Consider the following 16,436-nt stretch of genomic DNA (forward strand, 5'->3'; position numbering starts at 1 on the left):
CTTTTTAACCACGAGAAAAATGGGGCGTATTTTAACAGATAGTGCAAAAATTGCCATTGGCTCAAACGCCTTTCAAACCCTCTTAATATAAAAATATATATAACGATTAATTATATCGTGATCGTTATCACAGAAATAAAATTAATTTACTGATTTATAAGTAAATAAAGAAATTAATTTATTTTACTTGACTGAAATCAAAGTATTTATATTTAGATACACTAGAATCAACACTAACTCGTTGTAGTTATAAATTTCTTTTAGTTATTAAAACGATCAAACATCGGAGTGATTCCATGTCAAAAACAAAAAAAATTGTGACCGCACTTTGCCTGATGGGGATTGGGGCAGGTGCGTTGTGGGGGACGCAGTTTGTCATGCACGAGACCAGCTCGCCGGAATTCTGCGTCAGCTGCCATTCCATGAGCCATCCGCAACAGGAATGGGAAGGTTCCAGCCATTTTGCCAACGCCAAAGGCATCCGCGCCGAATGTGCGGATTGTCACGTGCCGCAAGAAGGCTGGCATTATGTCAAAGCCAAATTCATTGCTTTGAAAGATGTTTGGTATGAAATGCAAGGCAAATTGGACAGCAAGGAAAAATATGAAGAACACCGTGCGGAAATGGCGCAGCGCGTGTGGGACGACATGAAAGCCACCGATTCGGAAACCTGTCGTAGCTGCCATAGTTTCGACGCCATGGAATTGTCCAAACAATCCAAGCTAGCCAAACAAACCCATATTGATGCCAAAGCGAACGGACAAACCTGTATCGATTGCCACAAAGGCATCGTGCATTTCTTGCCTGAAGTTCACGCCGATCAATCGGCGGTAAAATCCGGCGCGCCGAAGGGCGGGCTGATAACCGAAAACACCACCTTATATGCCACCGAAATGGTGAAAGCCCAAGGCACGAAAGGCGGTGAAGTACGCTTAATGCCATTTGCCGAAGTGACGGAATGGCAGGTGCAAGGGGATCAAATTCACGGCACATTACACGGCTGGCAACAAACAGGTGCGGAATCTGTGGTGTATTTGGATTTAGGCAAACGGATTACGGTTGCCTTGGTGGATGAAGACGCGCGCAATAACGCGCAAGTGTTGCAAACCAAACACGATGACGTGACCGATTCCGAATGGAAAGAAGTGACTTTTGCGGTGAATGTGGCGAAAGAAAAAATGTCTTCAGATTTGACCGCACTTAATCAATACGGCAACAATTTAAACCAAACTCATTGTAGCGGTTGCCACGCGGCAATCGGCGCCGATCACTATACGGCGAATCAATGGATCGGCGTGGTGAACTCCATGAAAGATCGCACTTCCATGACCAAAGACGATGTGCGTGCCGTGACGATTTATTTACAACGCAACGCCAAAGATATGAAAGCAAAATAATAGGGATAAATTAAATCCCAAATCTTGGTATCAGTTTAATGACGACAAAACGAGGCTTAAATGAAAAACAGCAACATTAATCACACCCGCCGTGACTTTTTGAAAAAAACCTCTCTCGGCGTAGCGGGCGCATCGCTTTCCGGCGGTGTGGTCGGTTCCATTATCTCACCGAAAGCGGCGGCTGCCGAAAACACCATGCAAACCGTGGTCACGGCCGCCCACTGGGGCCCTATCGGCGTGGTGGTGGAAAACGGCAAAGCAGTGAAATCCGGTCCGGCAATTGAGCCTGCTGCACCGAACGAATTGCAATCTGTCGTGCCGGATCAGCTTTACAGCGAAACCCGCGTGAAATATCCAATGGTGCGTAAAGGCTTCTTAGCCAATCCGGGCAAAAGCGACACCACCATGCGTGGACGCGACGAATGGGTGCGCGTGTCTTGGGATGAAGCGCTGGATTTGGTGCACGATCAATTAAAACGCGTGCGTGATAAACACGGGCCGACAGGCATTTTCGCCGGTTCTTACGGCTGGTTTAGTTGCGGCGCATTGCACGCTTCCCGCACTTTATTACAACGTTATATGAACGCCACCGGCGGTTTCGTCGGACATAAAGGCGACTACTCCACCGGCGCGGCGCAGGTGATTATGCCACACGTGCTCGGCACTATTGAAGTGTATGAACAACAAACCAGCTGGGAATCCGTGTTAGAACACAGCGATATTATCGTGCTTTGGTCGGCAAACCCGCTAACCACCATGCGCATTGCGTGGATGTCCACCGACCAAAAAGGCATAGAATATTTCAAAAAATTCGAAGCCACCGGCAAACGCATTATTTGTATCGATCCGCAAAAAAGCGAAACCTGCCAAATGCTGAACGCAGAATGGTTGCCGATCAACACCGCAACGGATGTGCCGTTAATGCTGGGCATTGCGCATACTTTAGTCAGCGAAAATAAACACGATAAAGACTTCCTGAAAAAATACACCGCCGGTTATGGAAAATTTGAAGATTACCTGTTGGGCAAAACCGACCATCAACCGAAAGATGCACAATGGGCGAGCAAAATTTGCGGCATTCCCGCGGACACCATTAAACAATTAGCAAAAGATTTTTCAAGTAAACGCACCATGTTAATGGGTGGCTGGGGAATGCAACGCCAACGCCACGGCGAACAAAGCCACTGGATGCTCGTCACCCTCGCCGCCATGCTCGGGCAAATCGGCTTGCCGGGCGGAGGATTCGGTTTGAGTTATCACTATTCCAATGGCGGTGTGCCAAGTACGACAGGCGGCATTATTGGTTCCATTACCGCCAGCCCATCTGCCAAAGCCGGCGCAAAAACCTGGTTAGACGACACTTCCAAATCCGCTTTCCCGTTGGCGCGTATCGCCGATGTGTTGCTCAATCCGGGCAAAACCATTCAGTATAACGGCACGGAAATCACCTATCCGGACATCAAAGCCGTCTATTGGGCGGGCGGCAACCCGTTTGTGCACCATCAAGACACCAACACCTTGGTGAAAGCCTTCCAACAACCCGATGTGGTTATCGTCAACGAAGTAAACTGGACGCCGACCGCACGCATGGCTGACATTGTATTGCCGGCAACCACCAGTTACGAACGCAACGACCTTACCATGGCGGGTGACTATTCCATGATGAGCGTTTACCCTATGAAGCAAGTGGTTCCACCGCAATTTGAAGCGAAAAACGACTACGATATTTTCGTCGAACTGGCAAAACGTGCGGGCGTGGAAGAACAATACACCGAAGGCAAAACAGAAATGGAATGGTTGGAAGAATTCTACAATGCCGCCTTCACCGCCGCACGAACTAACCGCGTCGCCATGCCACGTTTTGAAAAATTCTGGGCGGAAAATAAACCGTTACGTTTTGAAGCCGGTGACGCGGCGAAAAAATGGGTGCGCTACGGCGAATTCCGTGAAGATCCGTTGCTCAATCCGCTCGGCACGCCGTCCGGTAAAATTGAAATTTATTCCGATGTGGTTGCCAAAATGAATTACGACGATTGCAAAGGTCACCCAAGCTGGATGGAACCGGAAGAATTTGCCGGCAACGTCACGGAAGAATATCCGTTGGCATTGGTGACACCGCACCCGTACTACCGCCTGCACAGCCAATTGGCGCACACCTCATTGCGTCAAAAATATGCGGTCAACGATCGTGAACCGGTGATGCTCCACCCTGAAGATGCCGCCCCGCGTGGCATTAAAGACGGAGACATCGTCCGCATCCACAGCAAACGCGGACAAGTACTTGCCGGCGCTGTGGTCACCGAAAACATCATCAAAGGCACCGTCGCCTTACATGAAGGCGCCTGGTACGACCCGATGGATTTAGGTGAAAGCGAAAAACCATTGTGCAAAAACGGTTGTCCGAACGTACTCACCCGCGACGAAGGCACCTCCAAACTGGCACAGGGTAACTCACCTAATACCTGTATCGTGCAGGTAGAAAAATTTGTAGGCAACGCTCCTGAGGTCACTGTATTTAAACAGCCGAAACACGCCGCGCAAAATGCCTAACAAAACGACCGCACTTTGGATTGATGAGATCAAAGTGCGGTTTGTTTTTGGGATGTTTTTTAACTTTAATTTGCCTAATAAAGATCACTTTTTTCCCCTGTTTACGGGGAACAAAACACAACGTGTTTTGAGCGTTGGCTTTGCCAATGACCCCGAGGGGCAAGCATAGCGAGTAATGTGCCCAAAGGGCGGAAGGGGCTTATCCCCCCCTCAGCCTGCGGCAGCTCCCCCCGTAAACGGGAGGGAGCCAAGATGATGATTTCAGCGTATGTAGAGTGCGGTTTGTTTTTGGGGTGTTTTTTAACGCTCCCCTTCCCCACTCAATAACGCAATTTCCTGTTTTAACGCATAGGGCATATGACGAGGTCCGCGCACGGCGGTGACACCGAATTGTGCCATTTTGGCGCGGGGAATGAGGGTTTTGTCGTATTCTTTCAGGCAACGGATTTTCATCACCCGTTTCACCTGCAAATTGTCCGTTCGTTTTTTACGATAAGGAATGTTCACTTCCAGTACCAAACATTTATAACGAATCGCACCGGTGGGTTCGGTGACGTACATATAAACAATATCATCCACCGCAATGTTATTACTCTGCTTCCAATGAATTTCACCGCCTTCGCGCAAGTCTTTTTCCACATCGTAATATTTCGGATTGGCGGGCACGATCCATTCCGTATAACGGGCGATGCTCAGTTGCTTTTTCGCCTGTCGGGTCGCGGTGAGATCAAAACTGGCATTCAACAAAAACAGAATGGTCTCCTTGTCCACCGAACCGTCCAGCAACACCGTCAACCAATGATTTTTATTCATGTGATACGCCAGCAAAAATCCCGCTTGTGGCAAAAATAAACTGAGCATCTCCGGGGAACATTTGACATTCATGAGTGGCACCTTCCCCGCGCCGATTAACCCCAATACGTTTTTTTCCACGTTCATCACAATGGCATACCATTTGCGATTATCCCCATGACGCAATACCGCATAATCGGGATGGCTTTTCCACAGGTATTCCGGCTGTGTGCCGTATTGCGTCAACACATAATCAAAGAGTTGTCGGGTTAAAGGTTGTTTTGCCATATTGACCTCGCTTCAAATTGCTTATCGTTCTATTTTACGCCAAAACGGCAGAATTGTGGCGCACTTGCACCCTTCAAAAACACCGCTGAAAACGATCGCACTTTATTTCGCTTTTTGTCTTAACATCTTGCGAAGACAGGCATATGATGGGCAAAAGGATTACAAAGCGTAAGGGATTATTCGCACGCACTTAACATTCCGTCCATCAACCCGGGAGGTTTAAAAATGGAAAGTAAAACAATAACGCCGGTGGAAGTAAAACTCGGTTTCAAGTGGCAAGGATTATTGCTTTCGTTTTTGGTCGGTTTGGCGATTTGGTTGATTCCCATACCGGAAGGGCTATCAACCAAAGCTTGGGGCATGCTCGCGCTGTTTGTCGCCACCATTGTCACCATTATCGCCAAAGCCATGCCGATGGGCGCAGCGACATTAGTGGCATTAGTTATCAGCGGGCTGACGGGGCTTACGCCACTTTCACCAAAACAAGGGGAAGTCGGTATGCTATCCGGCTTTGCCAACGGAACGATTTGGCTAATCGCCATTGCCATGTTTTTATCCCGCGCAGTGATCAAAACCGGACTGGGAAAACGCATCGCCCTCTACTTCGTTGCCCGCTTCGGTAAAAAAATGATGGGCGTGGCTTACGGCATGGCGTTAGCCGATGTAGTTATCGGTCCGGGCATTCCTTCCGCCTCGGCGCGTGGCGGCGGTATTATGTACCCGATTATGCAATCTATCGCCGATGCTTATGATTCCAAACCCGGTCCGACCGCAAGACGTGCCGGCTCATTTTTGGCGATCGCCGTCTCACAAATCGACACCATCGTATGTACCATGTTCCTCACCGCCATGGCGGGTAACCCGTTAATCGCCGAACTTGCCAAAGGTCAAGGCGTTGAAATTACTTGGATGACCTGGTTTTTAGGTGCCATCGTACCGGGCGTGATCAGCCTTATCGTGTTACCGTATTTCGTCTATTTAATCTATCCGCCGGAACTCAAAGACACGCCGAAAATGGCAGAAATGGCGCGGGAAGAATTGCGTAACATGGGTCCGATGAGTAAAGCCGAATGGATCTTAGCGCTGGACTTCATCTTATTGCTGTTCTTATGGACGGTGGGCGATTTGGTCTTCCACATTCCGGCGACCGTTTCCGCCTTTATCGGCTTAGTGATTTTACTGCTCACCAACATCATGAGCTGGAAAAACATCGTTGCCGAAACCACCGCGTGGGACACCATGTTCTGGTTTGCGGTCTTAGTAATGATGGCGAATGCCCTCAATAAATACGGCGCCATTGCGTGGATTTCCAGCCACATTTCCTCTTCCGTGGGCGCGTTTAGTTGGCCGGTTGCCTTTACGATTTTAGTCTTGGTGTATTTCTACACCCGCTACTTCTTCGCCTCCGCCATGGCGCATATTTCCGCTATGTATCTGGCTTTCGTTGCCGCCGCCATTGCCGTCGGCACACCACCGATTATCGCCGCGCTCGGCTTAGGTTACACCTCCACATTATCTATGAGCTTAACCCAATACGCCGGCGGCCCCGGCCCTGCACTTTACGGATCGGGCTATAATTCAACCGGCCAATGGTGGGGCGTAAGTTTCATCACCTCCATCATTTCCCTCATCATCTGGTTCGGCGCAGGCGGATTATGGATGAAATTATTAGGTTGGTGGTAAAAGAAACGCCGCTTTACTCATAACATAAAATTCACCTAATAAAACTACCGCACTTTTATGACTCGATGATTGAGAAAACCAATAAAAAGCGCTATTATCAGCCCTAATAAAAAGTCGTTAAAAGGAGTTAATTTATGACAAGCCTTGTTTTAACTGATGTTGTCGCCAGTATCACCGAATTAAAAACCAACCCAATGGCGGTACTTCGTGAAGCCGGTGGAAAACCGCTGGCAATTTTAAACCGTAATGAACCCGCATTTTATTGCGTCCCACCAACAATTTATGAATATCTGATGGAATTAGCCGAGGATGCCGAATTAGCAAAAATCGTGGAAGAACGTCAACATGAAAAAAGTTATCCTGTTGATTTAGAGGATTTACTACGATGAGTTACATCATTGAGTTTATACCATCATCCGAAAAAGAATTCCGCAAACTTGATGTTGCACTGCGTAAACAATTTATTGAGAAATTAAAAGAACGCGCCGAAAATCCCGGAGTACCATCCGCCAAATTACACGGTATGAAAGATTGCTATAAAATCAAATTACGCAATGCGGGATACCGATTGGTGTATCAGGTTATTGATGAACGCATTGTGGTCAAAGTCATCGCCGTAGGAAGACGCGATCGAAGTTTCGTTTATACCAAAGCAAAAAGCAGGCTTTAAACCTACTTTTTATCTGATAATCAATCCGCCAAAAACAGCGGGCCCATTGGCATTTTCGGCAGATTAAAGTGGTCGGGATAGATCACATTCACTAAATACAGCCCTTCCGGTTTGGCGGTGGGGGCGGCTAGGGTGCGATCTTTTTGAGCCAGCAGCCATTTTATCCACTCAACGGGTTGATTGCCGCAACCGACTTCAATAAGACTACCGGCGATGTTGCGCACCATGTGATGCACAAAAGCGTTAGCTTGAATATCCACGATGATATATTGCCCCCGGCGGGTGACATGTAGATGATGGACGTTGCGCCATGGTGTGTTGGATTGGCATTGGGCGGCGCGAAAGGAACTGAAATCATTTTCGCCGAGCAGCACCTGCCCCGCATCGTGCATTAATTGATGATCGAGTTCCAAATGGCAATGGGTCACGCCTTGCGGCAAAATCGCCGAGCGCAATTTGTTGCAGTATAAAATGTAGCGATAACGTCGCGCTGTGGCACTGAAACGGGCATGAAAATCCGCTTCTACCACTTTCACCCAACGCACGGCGATGTCATCGGGCAAATTGGCGTTCACACCAAAACTCCAGGCTTTTTCCGGGCGTTCCGCCGTGGTTTCAAAATGGATCACCTGCCCCGTGGCGTGCACGCCAGAATCGGTGCGGCCGGCGCAGGAAATACCGATGTCTTCATTGGCAACCACGGAAATCGCCCGTTCCAATTCCGCCTGCACGCTGGCGACTTTTTCTTGTCGTTGCCAGCCAAAATAATTTTTTCCGTCGTATTCTACGCCTAATGCGATTTTCATGCTTTGCCCTAATGTTATTGAAAATGGCGTGCATTATAACAAGGCTTGGCAGATCGCAAAAAACATTCTGAAAACCGACCGCACTTTTTGCCGAATTTTACGCATAAAAAAAGCAGAGATTGCTCTGCTTTTTGAAAAACGTATAAAAATTAACGTTTGGAGTATTGTGGACGACGACGTGCTTTGTGCAAACCCACTTTTTTACGTTCAACGCGACGTGCGTCACGCGTAACGAAGCCTGCTGCACGAAGCGCAGGGCGTAGGGTTTCATCGTATTCCATCAATGCACGGGTAATACCATGACGGATTGCACCCGCTTGACCGGAAATACCACCACCTTTAACAGTGATGTATAGGTCTAATTTATCAGTTAATTCAACCAATTCTAACGGTTGACGAACTACCATGCGTGCAGTTTCGCGACCGAAGTAAACGTCTAATTCACGTTGGTTGATAGTGATCTTACCATTGCCCGGTTTGATAAATACACGAGCTGAAGAGCTTTTGCGGCGACCTGTGCCGTAGTTTTGATTCTCTGCCATATCCTAAACCTCGTGATTAAATGTCTAATACTTGTGGTTGTTGTGCAGCGTGTTGGTGTTCAGCACCTGCGTACACTTTTAATTTGCGGAACATTGCACGGCCTAACGGACCTTTTGGCAACATACCTTTAACCGCAATTTCAATCACTGCTTCAGGACGGCGCGCGATCATTTCTTTGAAAGTCGCTTGTTTGATACCACCTACATAGCCTGTGTGCCAGTAGTAAATTTTATCGCTTTCTTTATTACCTGTTACGGCAACTTTGTCCGCATTAATCACGATGATATAATCACCGGTATCAACGTGCGGCGTATATTCAGCTTTATGTTTACCACGAAGACGACGCGCTAATTCAGTCGCCAAACGACCTAAAGTTTTACCTGTCGCATCTACTACGTACCAGTCGCGTTTAACCGTTTCCGGTTTTGCTACAAAAGTTTTCATTAATTAATTACCAATATAATAATATTAATACCCAGTGCTCAAAAAAGCACAACCAGTTATCTTAATCTTCACCCCTTCGAGTGCGATCTCGACAAAATAATGCGCGGTGGGAATCCTCGGCATTCACAGGGTCGCGCGATTATACAAAAAGTTTCAATAAAAAGCTAACGGTTTATTCTGAAAACATGATAAATCTTAACCGCACTTTCCTCTTTTCACTCACCATAATGATCCAAAATCCTTAAGGTTTACGTCCCAACAGACAAATTACCGAACTGGTGCCGATATGGCGATTTCCTTCATTCATCTCACGTACGCTATGCTCTGCAATCAGCCATTCCAAGCCTGCTAACGCCTGCTGCATCTGTGTCAATGTACCCAACATTTCAACCTGACCGGGTCCACCGGTACCATAATGAATTTGGTCCGGATGATAAAACACGCCGGCAAATAACCCACCCGGTTGCAATGCATTCACAATACGTTGCATCACTTGCGTTCTTTGCGGTTCCATAAAATGGCAAAAAACGGAAGTAATTACGGCATAATATGCTGTCGGCATATCCATCTCTGCAATATTGGCCAATCTTGTAGTAAACGAAACATTTTGCTTACGCGCCAACGCTTGCGCTTTGAGCAAACCGACCTTAGACATATCAACCCCTTCTGTTTCCAATCCATGCAAAGCTAAAAATACACCATTCCGCCCTTCTCCGGTAGCAAGATCCAATGCTCGCCCGGAAGTGGGTAGATAAGATTTAATTCTGGCGATAAATTCATTGGGTTCCGTACCAAAAATATAGTCCTCCGTTTGATAACGCTCATCCCATTTTGTCATAGTTTCTCCTTTTCAGATTTCCAATAATTGACCCAATCCGCTTTGCCGTTGCACCGGATTTTTCACCGCACTTTCCCATACGTTTTGCAGCGCAAACACCGTTAAAAAATCTTTGGTGCGGGTAATACCGGTGTAAACCAGTTCTTTGGATAACACGGGGCTGTTTTCCAACGGCAAAATCAGAAAAGTATGCGGGAATTCCGAGCCCTGAGATTTGTGCACCGTCATCACGAATGCGGTTTCATGGTTCGGCACACGGCTCGCCAGCACGGTTTTATAGCTGTTTTGTCCCTGTTCGAACCACACCTGTCCGTTTCCCAAATAAATGCCGATGTCACCGTTATACAAGCCCACATTGCCATCATTTTGCATCACCATAATCGGTTTGCCGATGTACCATTCCCGTTCCTGATGAAATTGCAACAGGCGTTTTTGGCGTAATTTTTCTGCGATGGCCAGATTTAATTGCTCCGCGCCGAATTCGCCCACACGTAACGCCGTCAAAAAACGGATGCCGTTAAACGCCGCGAAAATCGACCGCACTTTTTCTTTATCAGGCTGCCCGACTTGCGCGATTAATTGCAGATAGCGGGCATATTCCTCGGCGGCGCGTTCAACGACGAGCTTCACGCAGGCTTTGCGCTGTTGAATATCTTCTTTATTGTCTAAATAATAGGCGAAATCCGTTAAATACACGCCGCATTTTTTCCCTTGGTGTTGCTGATATTGCTGCAATAACCGCCAGCTTTCCGCCGCGTTGCCTGAATTTACTGCGGTCGCTAACGCGCCCACTTCGGGGTTTGCGCCGAATCGACGGCTAACCTGCAAGTAACAAATGCTATCGCTAATAGGATTGACGCTATCCGACGCAGCAAGAGAAATGCCTGTGGTCGCCTGTAAATATTGCGCCATCACGGGGCTATACGTCGGCGCCGACGCATTCACGAAACGCCCTAATTCGCCCAGAATCGCCCCCGCCTCCACGGAAGCCAGCTGGTCTTTATCGCCCAATAAAATCAATTTTGTTTCCGGTTTTAGTGCATTAAGCAGTTTCGCCATCAAAGTTAAATCGATCATGGATGCTTCGTCCACCACCAACACATCCACCGGCAACGGATTGTCGGCGTGATAGCGGGTTTCTTCACTGAAAAAACGCACGCCGAGCAAGCGATGAATGGTTTCCGCGTTCATGGGAATGCGCAGACTCTCGATTATTTCCCGTTCGTGTTTCTCCGTAGAAAAAGTCTGTTTCAGGCGATCTACCGCGTCCACAATGGACTCCATAAGCCGTGCCGCCGCTTTTCCCGTCGGGGCGACAAGTTTAATGCGCAAGCCGTTTTGATGAAGCTCCTGCAAGGTCAGCAGGAGTTTGGTAACGGTGGTGGTTTTGCCCGTACCCGGCCCGCCGGTAATGAGGCAAAATCGTTGACGCAATGCCATCGCCACTGCGATTTTTTGCCAGTCGATGCCCTGTTCTTCATGAAAATAGCGGTTCAAAATCGGGGCGATTTGCGCCATCTGTTCGGCTGAAAAAACATTTTGAAAACGGACCGCACTTTTAAAGTAATCAGCGATACGGAATTCATCCTGCCAGATGCGATAAAAATACAAGCGGCCAAACTGCAACACTAAAGGCGCTACCTGTTGCAACGGCGCGGCGGTAAAAGCGATATGTTGCGCCGCCGGCAACGCTGCCTGCCATTGGTCAATGGGCAAATAATCAATTTTTCGCCGAATATCCGTTAAATAAACGCGTTCGCTAAAATAATCCTGCAAGCCGAATAAATCCTGTTCCGTGGCGTGATTCAGCAAAATACAGGTATTTCCCTGCCGATAACTGAAATTACACAACGCCGCCATGAGCACCGCCAGGTTCTGAATAGGCGGTGCATAGTGAAAAGGCTGTTGTTTGCGGTGAATAAACTCGGCGAAATAATAGTCGGCGGCGTTGATAATGCCCTTTTCTTTGAGTTGGGATAATAAAGCTAACATTAGAACAAGTTCTCCAAAGCCTGAATCAATGCGTAATCCGGTTTATCAAAAAATACGCCGTTTTGATTTTCGCCGTTCATACCGCGTAAAAAACAATAAAACACGCCGCCGAAATGGGTTTCGTAGGCATAATTTGCGTCACGTTGTTGTAAATAACGGTGCAATGCCAATGTATAAAGCAAATATTGCCAGTCGTAATGATTCGTCAGCATGGCTTGCTGAAGTCCGGTGCCGACGTAGTTTTGCGCTTCCACGCCAAGAAAATTGGATTTGTAATCCGCCAAATAATATTTTCCGTTATGATAAAACACCAAATCCATGAAACCGCGTAACATTCCCTTAATGGCTTCAAATTGCAGGGGTTCCGACGGCAAATGGTGATGTTGTTGTAACGCCCGATTAAATGCCGCCACATCAAATGTCCGGTTTAGCTTCAAATAAAACTGCATTTCTTTCACGCAATGTTGGCGGGTTAAATTCGCCAGTTGTAAGCTGGGATCCTGCGCGCTTAACGGTGTATGTAAAATAGCGCTTATCCACTGCTGTAAGGTCGGCAGCCAAGTTTCCTCTAACTGTAACCGATGGCAGAGTTTTTGGATTTTGTCTTCGTTTAACGGGCGGTCAAAATCCGTTTTTTCCAGAAAACGGTGTAACGCCGTACCGATGTTAATGCCGTGCGGGAAATCAAAAGGCGAATAGCCGAAAGGATAGGCGGATTCGTCGGCAGCCGTTTCCTGAATCATCTCGGTTGATTGCCCTTGTTCGTTAAAGTCATAGTCTTTCCCTAAGTCAAAAACACTTGGAAAATCGACCGCACTTTCCGCCATCTGTTGCGCCTTGAAATAGGCTTTATTCTGATGAATGGCTTCCATGGCGCTGAAACTGGTGACCGTCCAGTTTTGTTCGATATTGCCGGTGAATTTCGCCGCTTGTAACGGCGTTGGCGTTTCGCTGTGAACCTGCAATGCCAGCGGTGTCAACTCAGCCGTGTTGGCAATTTGCACACTGCCCTGCAGCGCACGCGCCACAAGGTTTTCCAATAAAGGGAGACTATCGTAAGCATTCGGTTTTTCGCTTGTTTGGATCGCCCCTTGAGTCAGCACATATAACAAACTGCTCCATTTTTGCTCAAAGGTTTGCGGCACGCCGATCACCAACTGGTATTTGGCGCGGGTCAGCGCCACATAAAGCAGGCGTAGCTGTTCGGCAAAATCTTCCTGCTGCACCAACGCGCTATGGGATTTATCGAAATCCCATAGCGCCGCGCCCTGCGCTTCGTCATAATAAGTGGCAATACGATCCCCTCGGAAGGTGGAAGCATAGCCAATAAACGGCAACCAGACCAAATCGTATTCCAACCCTTTGGATTTATGAATGGTGACGATTTTCACCAGCTGCAATTCGCTCTCCAAACGAACCTGTTGCTCTTTTTGACGATCTTCCCCTTGAATTTGTTTCTCAAACCAGCGTAACAATGCCGCTTCGCTTTCGTTCAGCGTTGCCGCTTCCTGCAACAATTCCGCTAAATGCAGCAAGTCCGTTACCAAGCGTTTGCCGTCCACGGTGGGATAAAGTGTTTCCGTGATTTTTTCCTGCTGGAACAACTGATGTAACATCACCAATACCCCTTGCTTTTGCCAGGTTCTTTGGTAATGAATAAACTTCTCCACCCAATGCTCCCAACGGGTTTCGTCCATACGAATGCGCTGAATGTCGGCGCCGGTTTGGGCAAAAATTGCCGTGGCAACGGCGTTTAAAATATGGCGTTCGGAAAACGGGTTGAGGCACGCTGTGAGAATCATTAACAGATCTTTTGCCGCGCTGCTGTCGAACACATTGCTGTCTTCCGACAAATACACGGAGGCAATGCCCAAGCGACGCAATTCATTTTTCACCAACTCCGCTTCTTTACGGCTACGCACCAACACGGCGATACTTTCCGGTTTCAACGCCTGTTCTCCCCCCTTATCATCAGGGCGAAAAACGGCGGAATTTTCCACCGCACTTTGTAACCAATGTTGAATAGAAACGGCGCAGGCTTTCGCCATGTTGTCTTTAACGGAAGCCTCATCTACATAAAAACGTACCGCAGGTTCCGGCTGCCCGTTTAACCAAAACTGCAGGTGATCCGTTCTCGCGCTTACGGGCAGAAATTGAATGTCTTTATAGAGAAACGGCGGCTGTTTGGTAAAATCAAACAACCGATTCACAGCGTCCACGACGTGTTGATGGGAACGGTAATTTTTCGCCAGATTAAAACGATGTTGCGCTTGGCTGGCGGCTTGGAAATAGGTAAAAATGTCGGCACCACGGAATTTATAAATCGCCTGTTTTGGGTCGCCAATCATAATAAAGCCGCTATCAGACTGAACGTCAGGTGATAGTTGTTCCACATAAATTTTAGAAAAAATCTGATATTGCACCGCGTCCGTGTCCTGAAACTCATCAATCATGGCAAAAGGAAACTGGTGACGGATAAGGCGGGCAAATTCCGCATTATCCGGGTGGTACAAGGCTTCTTTCAGCAAGCGTAACAAATCGTTAAAACTTTTTTCACTGTGGCTGAGTTTGTATTCCACCAGCTGCGCATTCAGCATTTGTAAATAATGGAACCATAAGGCTTGGGACAATAGCCCTTGTTGCTCGGCGAGTTGCAGCAGTTCATCAATTTCGACAAAAAGCGAATGGGTCAAGGCGTCTTTTGCCTCTTCGCCTTTTTGCTCATTCATCGCCGTTTGCCCGAAACGGGAAAAACAGTCCGGAAAATCCGTTTGATCGCTTTCCGCCCAGGCTTTCATCATGGCAAGCCATTTCGGACGGGTTGCGGAGGTGAAACTGCGTCGGTTTAATTTTTGTTCTTTCGCGCTTTTGTATTTGGTGTTCACTTCCGTTTCAATCAGCGTCAAAACATCCCCCTCATTTTCTAGCCAATGCTTTTTCACTGCCGCAGTTTGAGCGACGAATTGTTGTGAATAATCGGCAAGTTTGGTGAGAAAATCCGGCAGCTCGCCGTCAAAAAAGTGCGGTCGATTTTGTGGGAGTTTTAATTCCGTGCCGGCAAATTTTTTAATATTTTTGACGATATTGGTTGGTGAAATCAGGTGTTTTTGAATAAACTCGGCAACGGCATAAGGTTGCGAATAGAAATGCGCCCGCCACACGTTTTGCGCCAAATGCAATAACAATTCGTTTTCTTCGCCGCTTAATTCCAAGTTGAAATGAATGCCCGAATTAAACGCATATTGCATGAGCATTCGGCGACAAAAACCGTGAATGGTATAAATCGTCGCCAAATCCATGTTTTGTTCCGCTAAGGTCAAACGCTGAATGGCGAGAGGGAAATCCGTAATGGTATCGGCTAATTGGCGTAAAAAATCATCTTGTTCAAATACCGCCGAATCCCGCGTTTGTTGGTACGCCGTCAATTTCTGTTTGGCATCATAAATCCGTTCACGAATTTTGCGTTTCAGTTCCTCCGTTGCCATTTCGGTAAAGGTGACCACTAGAATTTGCTCAACATTTAAACTATGAGGAAACGCATTTTCCCCCGCCTGCAACAACAGACGCAAATACAGGGAACCCATGGTGTAAGTCTTTCCCGTCCCGGCGGAGGCTTCAATAAGGCTGATGGAATTTAACGGAATGGAAATCGGATTGAGTGGTTGCATGGTTACCGGTTAATGAAAATAAAATTTGAATAAAACAAGGGCGGAAAACCGCTCCGCCCAATATCCTCATTAGAAGCTGATGACTTTGTCTGCCCACAACGTCCAGTCTGACACGTCAGCCAAAGTGCCGAGGGTGACGCCGTTAATTAATTTGGCATCCAATAACCCGCGTGCTTTTACGCAGCTGGTGCAAAGTTTCACTTCTGCGCCTTGTGCAACCAGAATATCCAGCACTTGTTGCACGTTATAACCTTCGTTCGGGCTTTGACCGGCAAGACCGCTTAAAATCGAATCGGAGAAACAGAACACTTTAATGTCCACTTCTTTGCCGTGATCTTCCTGCAAGTTAATGGCAAAACGTAATCCGTTAAAGGTTTTTTCACCGCCGTATGGCGAGTCATTTAAGATAAAAAGAATTTTTTGCATAATGATTAACCTATCTAATAAATTTAATCAAAAACAGTAGAAAATATTAATTTTCCATTGTGATTTCCAATCTGAAAAAATAAAAACGATAAAAAGTTAAGAAAGGCATTTTCGGCCAATTTTAGCAAAAAATCGGTGGCGTTGCGACGGATTTGGCGAAATAAATAATGGTGCGACCGGCTGGACTCGAACCAGTGACCCCCACCATGTCAAGGTGGTGCTCTAACCAACTGAGCTACGGTCGCAGTGAAAAGTGCGCTAATGATAGCTAGCTTTTCCGGCTAAAACAAGTCTTTTATTTGATTGCGTTGATGATTGCAAAAAAATTAACCAGTTCAT

Annotated in this window: 13 protein-coding genes and 1 tRNA gene; 5 read left to right on the forward strand and 9 right to left on the reverse strand. The window is 47.3% G+C overall.

All coding sequences use genetic code 11. The features are described 5' to 3' along the window. Positions 1 to 296 precede the first annotated feature (296 nt). Together DK423_RS01815 and torA are read left to right on the forward strand one after the other, a co-directional pair. Positions 297 to 1,397, forward strand: coding sequence for a NapC/NirT family cytochrome c (locus DK423_RS01815; protein ID WP_005557076.1), 1,101 nt, complete (start codon positions 297 to 299; stop codon positions 1,395 to 1,397). 60 nt (positions 1,398 to 1,457) lie between these two features. Continuing rightward, positions 1,458 to 3,947: a trimethylamine-N-oxide reductase TorA gene (gene torA, locus DK423_RS01820; RefSeq protein ID WP_005557078.1), complete on the forward strand. Its 2,490-nt coding sequence runs from the start codon at positions 1,458 to 1,460 to the stop codon at positions 3,945 to 3,947. Positions 3,948 to 4,247: 300 nt separating this feature from the next. Here the strand turns inward: torA and DK423_RS01825 are convergent, their stop codons facing one another. Further along, the gene (locus DK423_RS01825) at positions 4,248 to 5,027 is read right to left on the reverse strand and encodes an MmcQ/YjbR family DNA-binding protein (RefSeq protein ID WP_061886961.1); all 780 of its coding nucleotides are present in this window, start codon (positions 5,025 to 5,027) and stop codon (positions 4,248 to 4,250) included. A gap of 225 nt (positions 5,028 to 5,252) precedes the next feature. On the opposite strand from DK423_RS01825, the gene DK423_RS01830 reads away from it, so the two are divergent. The 3 genes from DK423_RS01830 (at position 5,253) to DK423_RS01840 (ending at position 7,380) form a co-directional block, all read left to right on the forward strand. Further along, positions 5,253 to 6,710 carry a DASS family sodium-coupled anion symporter gene (locus DK423_RS01830; RefSeq protein ID WP_005557085.1) on the forward strand — a complete coding sequence of 486 codons (1,458 nt, stop codon included), beginning with the start codon at positions 5,253 to 5,255 and terminating at the stop codon, positions 6,708 to 6,710. 134 nt (positions 6,711 to 6,844) lie between these two features. Next, complete coding sequence (locus DK423_RS01835; protein WP_005557087.1) at positions 6,845 to 7,099, forward strand: type II toxin-antitoxin system Phd/YefM family antitoxin; 255 nt, start codon at positions 6,845 to 6,847, stop codon at positions 7,097 to 7,099. Next, positions 7,096 to 7,380, forward strand: a complete 285-nt coding sequence (locus tag DK423_RS01840) for a type II toxin-antitoxin system RelE family toxin (protein WP_005557089.1) — start codon at positions 7,096 to 7,098, stop codon at positions 7,378 to 7,380. The genes DK423_RS01835 and DK423_RS01840 overlap by 4 nt, the downstream gene beginning before the upstream one ends. Before the next feature lie 20 nt (positions 7,381 to 7,400). Here DK423_RS01840 and truA read toward each other — a convergent pair whose 3' ends face one another. The 8 genes from truA to DK423_RS01880 all read right to left on the reverse strand — a co-directional run bounded on the left by truA (position 7,401) and on the right by DK423_RS01880 (position 16,342). Beyond that, positions 7,401 to 8,186, reverse strand: a complete 786-nt coding sequence (truA, locus tag DK423_RS01845) for a tRNA pseudouridine(38-40) synthase TruA (RefSeq protein WP_005557090.1) — start codon at positions 8,184 to 8,186, stop codon at positions 7,401 to 7,403. A gap of 149 nt (positions 8,187 to 8,335) precedes the next feature. Continuing rightward, the gene (rpsI, locus tag DK423_RS01850; protein ID WP_005557091.1) at positions 8,336 to 8,728 is read right to left on the reverse strand and encodes a 30S ribosomal protein S9; all 393 of its coding nucleotides are present in this window, start codon (positions 8,726 to 8,728) and stop codon (positions 8,336 to 8,338) included. A gap of 16 nt (positions 8,729 to 8,744) precedes the next feature. Then, positions 8,745 to 9,173 (reverse strand): 50S ribosomal protein L13, encoded by a 429-nt coding sequence (rplM, locus tag DK423_RS01855; protein WP_005546126.1) that lies wholly within the window; start codon positions 9,171 to 9,173, stop codon positions 8,745 to 8,747. 241 nt (positions 9,174 to 9,414) lie between these two features. Then, positions 9,415 to 10,011 carry a class I SAM-dependent methyltransferase gene (locus DK423_RS01860; RefSeq protein ID WP_005557092.1) on the reverse strand — a complete coding sequence of 199 codons (597 nt, stop codon included), beginning with the start codon at positions 10,009 to 10,011 and terminating at the stop codon, positions 9,415 to 9,417. A 12-nt stretch (positions 10,012 to 10,023) separates the two neighbouring features. After that, a complete protein-coding gene (gene recD / locus DK423_RS01865) occupies positions 10,024 to 12,003 on the reverse strand; it encodes an exodeoxyribonuclease V subunit alpha (RefSeq protein ID WP_005557094.1) in 1,980 nt (659 codons plus the stop codon). Continuing rightward, entirely contained in the window at positions 12,003 to 15,671 is a 3,669-nt protein-coding gene (gene recB / locus DK423_RS01870; protein ID WP_061886960.1) for an exodeoxyribonuclease V subunit beta, read from the reverse strand. The genes recD and recB overlap by 1 nt, the downstream gene beginning before the upstream one ends. A gap of 69 nt (positions 15,672 to 15,740) precedes the next feature. Beyond that, on the reverse strand, positions 15,741 to 16,097 hold the full coding sequence (locus tag DK423_RS01875; protein ID WP_005557096.1) for a DsrE/DsrF/TusD sulfur relay family protein: 357 nt from the start codon (positions 16,095 to 16,097) through the stop codon (positions 15,741 to 15,743). 168 nt (positions 16,098 to 16,265) lie between these two features. Continuing rightward, positions 16,266 to 16,342: transfer RNA gene (locus DK423_RS01880), tRNA-Val, on the reverse strand. Positions 16,343 to 16,436 lie beyond the last annotated feature (94 nt).

Origin of the sequence: Aggregatibacter actinomycetemcomitans, assembly GCF_003130205.1 — a bacterium.
GTDB classification, from domain to species: Bacteria; Pseudomonadota; Gammaproteobacteria; order Enterobacterales; family Pasteurellaceae; genus Aggregatibacter; species Aggregatibacter actinomycetemcomitans_A.

Bases quoted from the DNA above. Each gene is read 5' to 3' on its own strand.
- DK423_RS01875 (WP_005557096.1), bottom strand. From the start codon at position 16,097: ATGCAAAAAATTCTTTTTATCTTAAATGACTCGCCATACGGCGGTGAA.
- rpsI (WP_005557091.1), bottom strand. From the start codon at position 8,728: ATGGCAGAGAATCAAAACTACGGCACAGGTCGCCGCAAAAGCTCTTCA.
- recD (WP_005557094.1), bottom strand. From the start codon at position 12,003: ATGTTAGCTTTATTATCCCAACTCAAAGAAAAGGGCATTATCAACGCC.
- DK423_RS01815 (WP_005557076.1), top strand. From the start codon at position 297: ATGTCAAAAACAAAAAAAATTGTGACCGCACTTTGCCTGATGGGGATT.
- DK423_RS01830 (WP_005557085.1), top strand. From the start codon at position 5,253: ATGGAAAGTAAAACAATAACGCCGGTGGAAGTAAAACTCGGTTTCAAG.
- DK423_RS01840 (WP_005557089.1), top strand. From the start codon at position 7,096: ATGAGTTACATCATTGAGTTTATACCATCATCCGAAAAAGAATTCCGC.
- DK423_RS01825 (WP_061886961.1), bottom strand. From the start codon at position 5,027: ATGGCAAAACAACCTTTAACCCGACAACTCTTTGATTATGTGTTGACG.
- torA (WP_005557078.1), top strand. From the start codon at position 1,458: ATGAAAAACAGCAACATTAATCACACCCGCCGTGACTTTTTGAAAAAA.
- recB (WP_061886960.1), bottom strand. From the start codon at position 15,671: ATGCAACCACTCAATCCGATTTCCATTCCGTTAAATTCCATCAGCCTT.
- DK423_RS01835 (WP_005557087.1), top strand. From the start codon at position 6,845: ATGACAAGCCTTGTTTTAACTGATGTTGTCGCCAGTATCACCGAATTA.
- DK423_RS01860 (WP_005557092.1), bottom strand. From the start codon at position 10,011: ATGACAAAATGGGATGAGCGTTATCAAACGGAGGACTATATTTTTGGT.
- rplM (WP_005546126.1), bottom strand. From the start codon at position 9,173: ATGAAAACTTTTGTAGCAAAACCGGAAACGGTTAAACGCGACTGGTAC.
- truA (WP_005557090.1), bottom strand. From the start codon at position 8,186: ATGAAAATCGCATTAGGCGTAGAATACGACGGAAAAAATTATTTTGGC.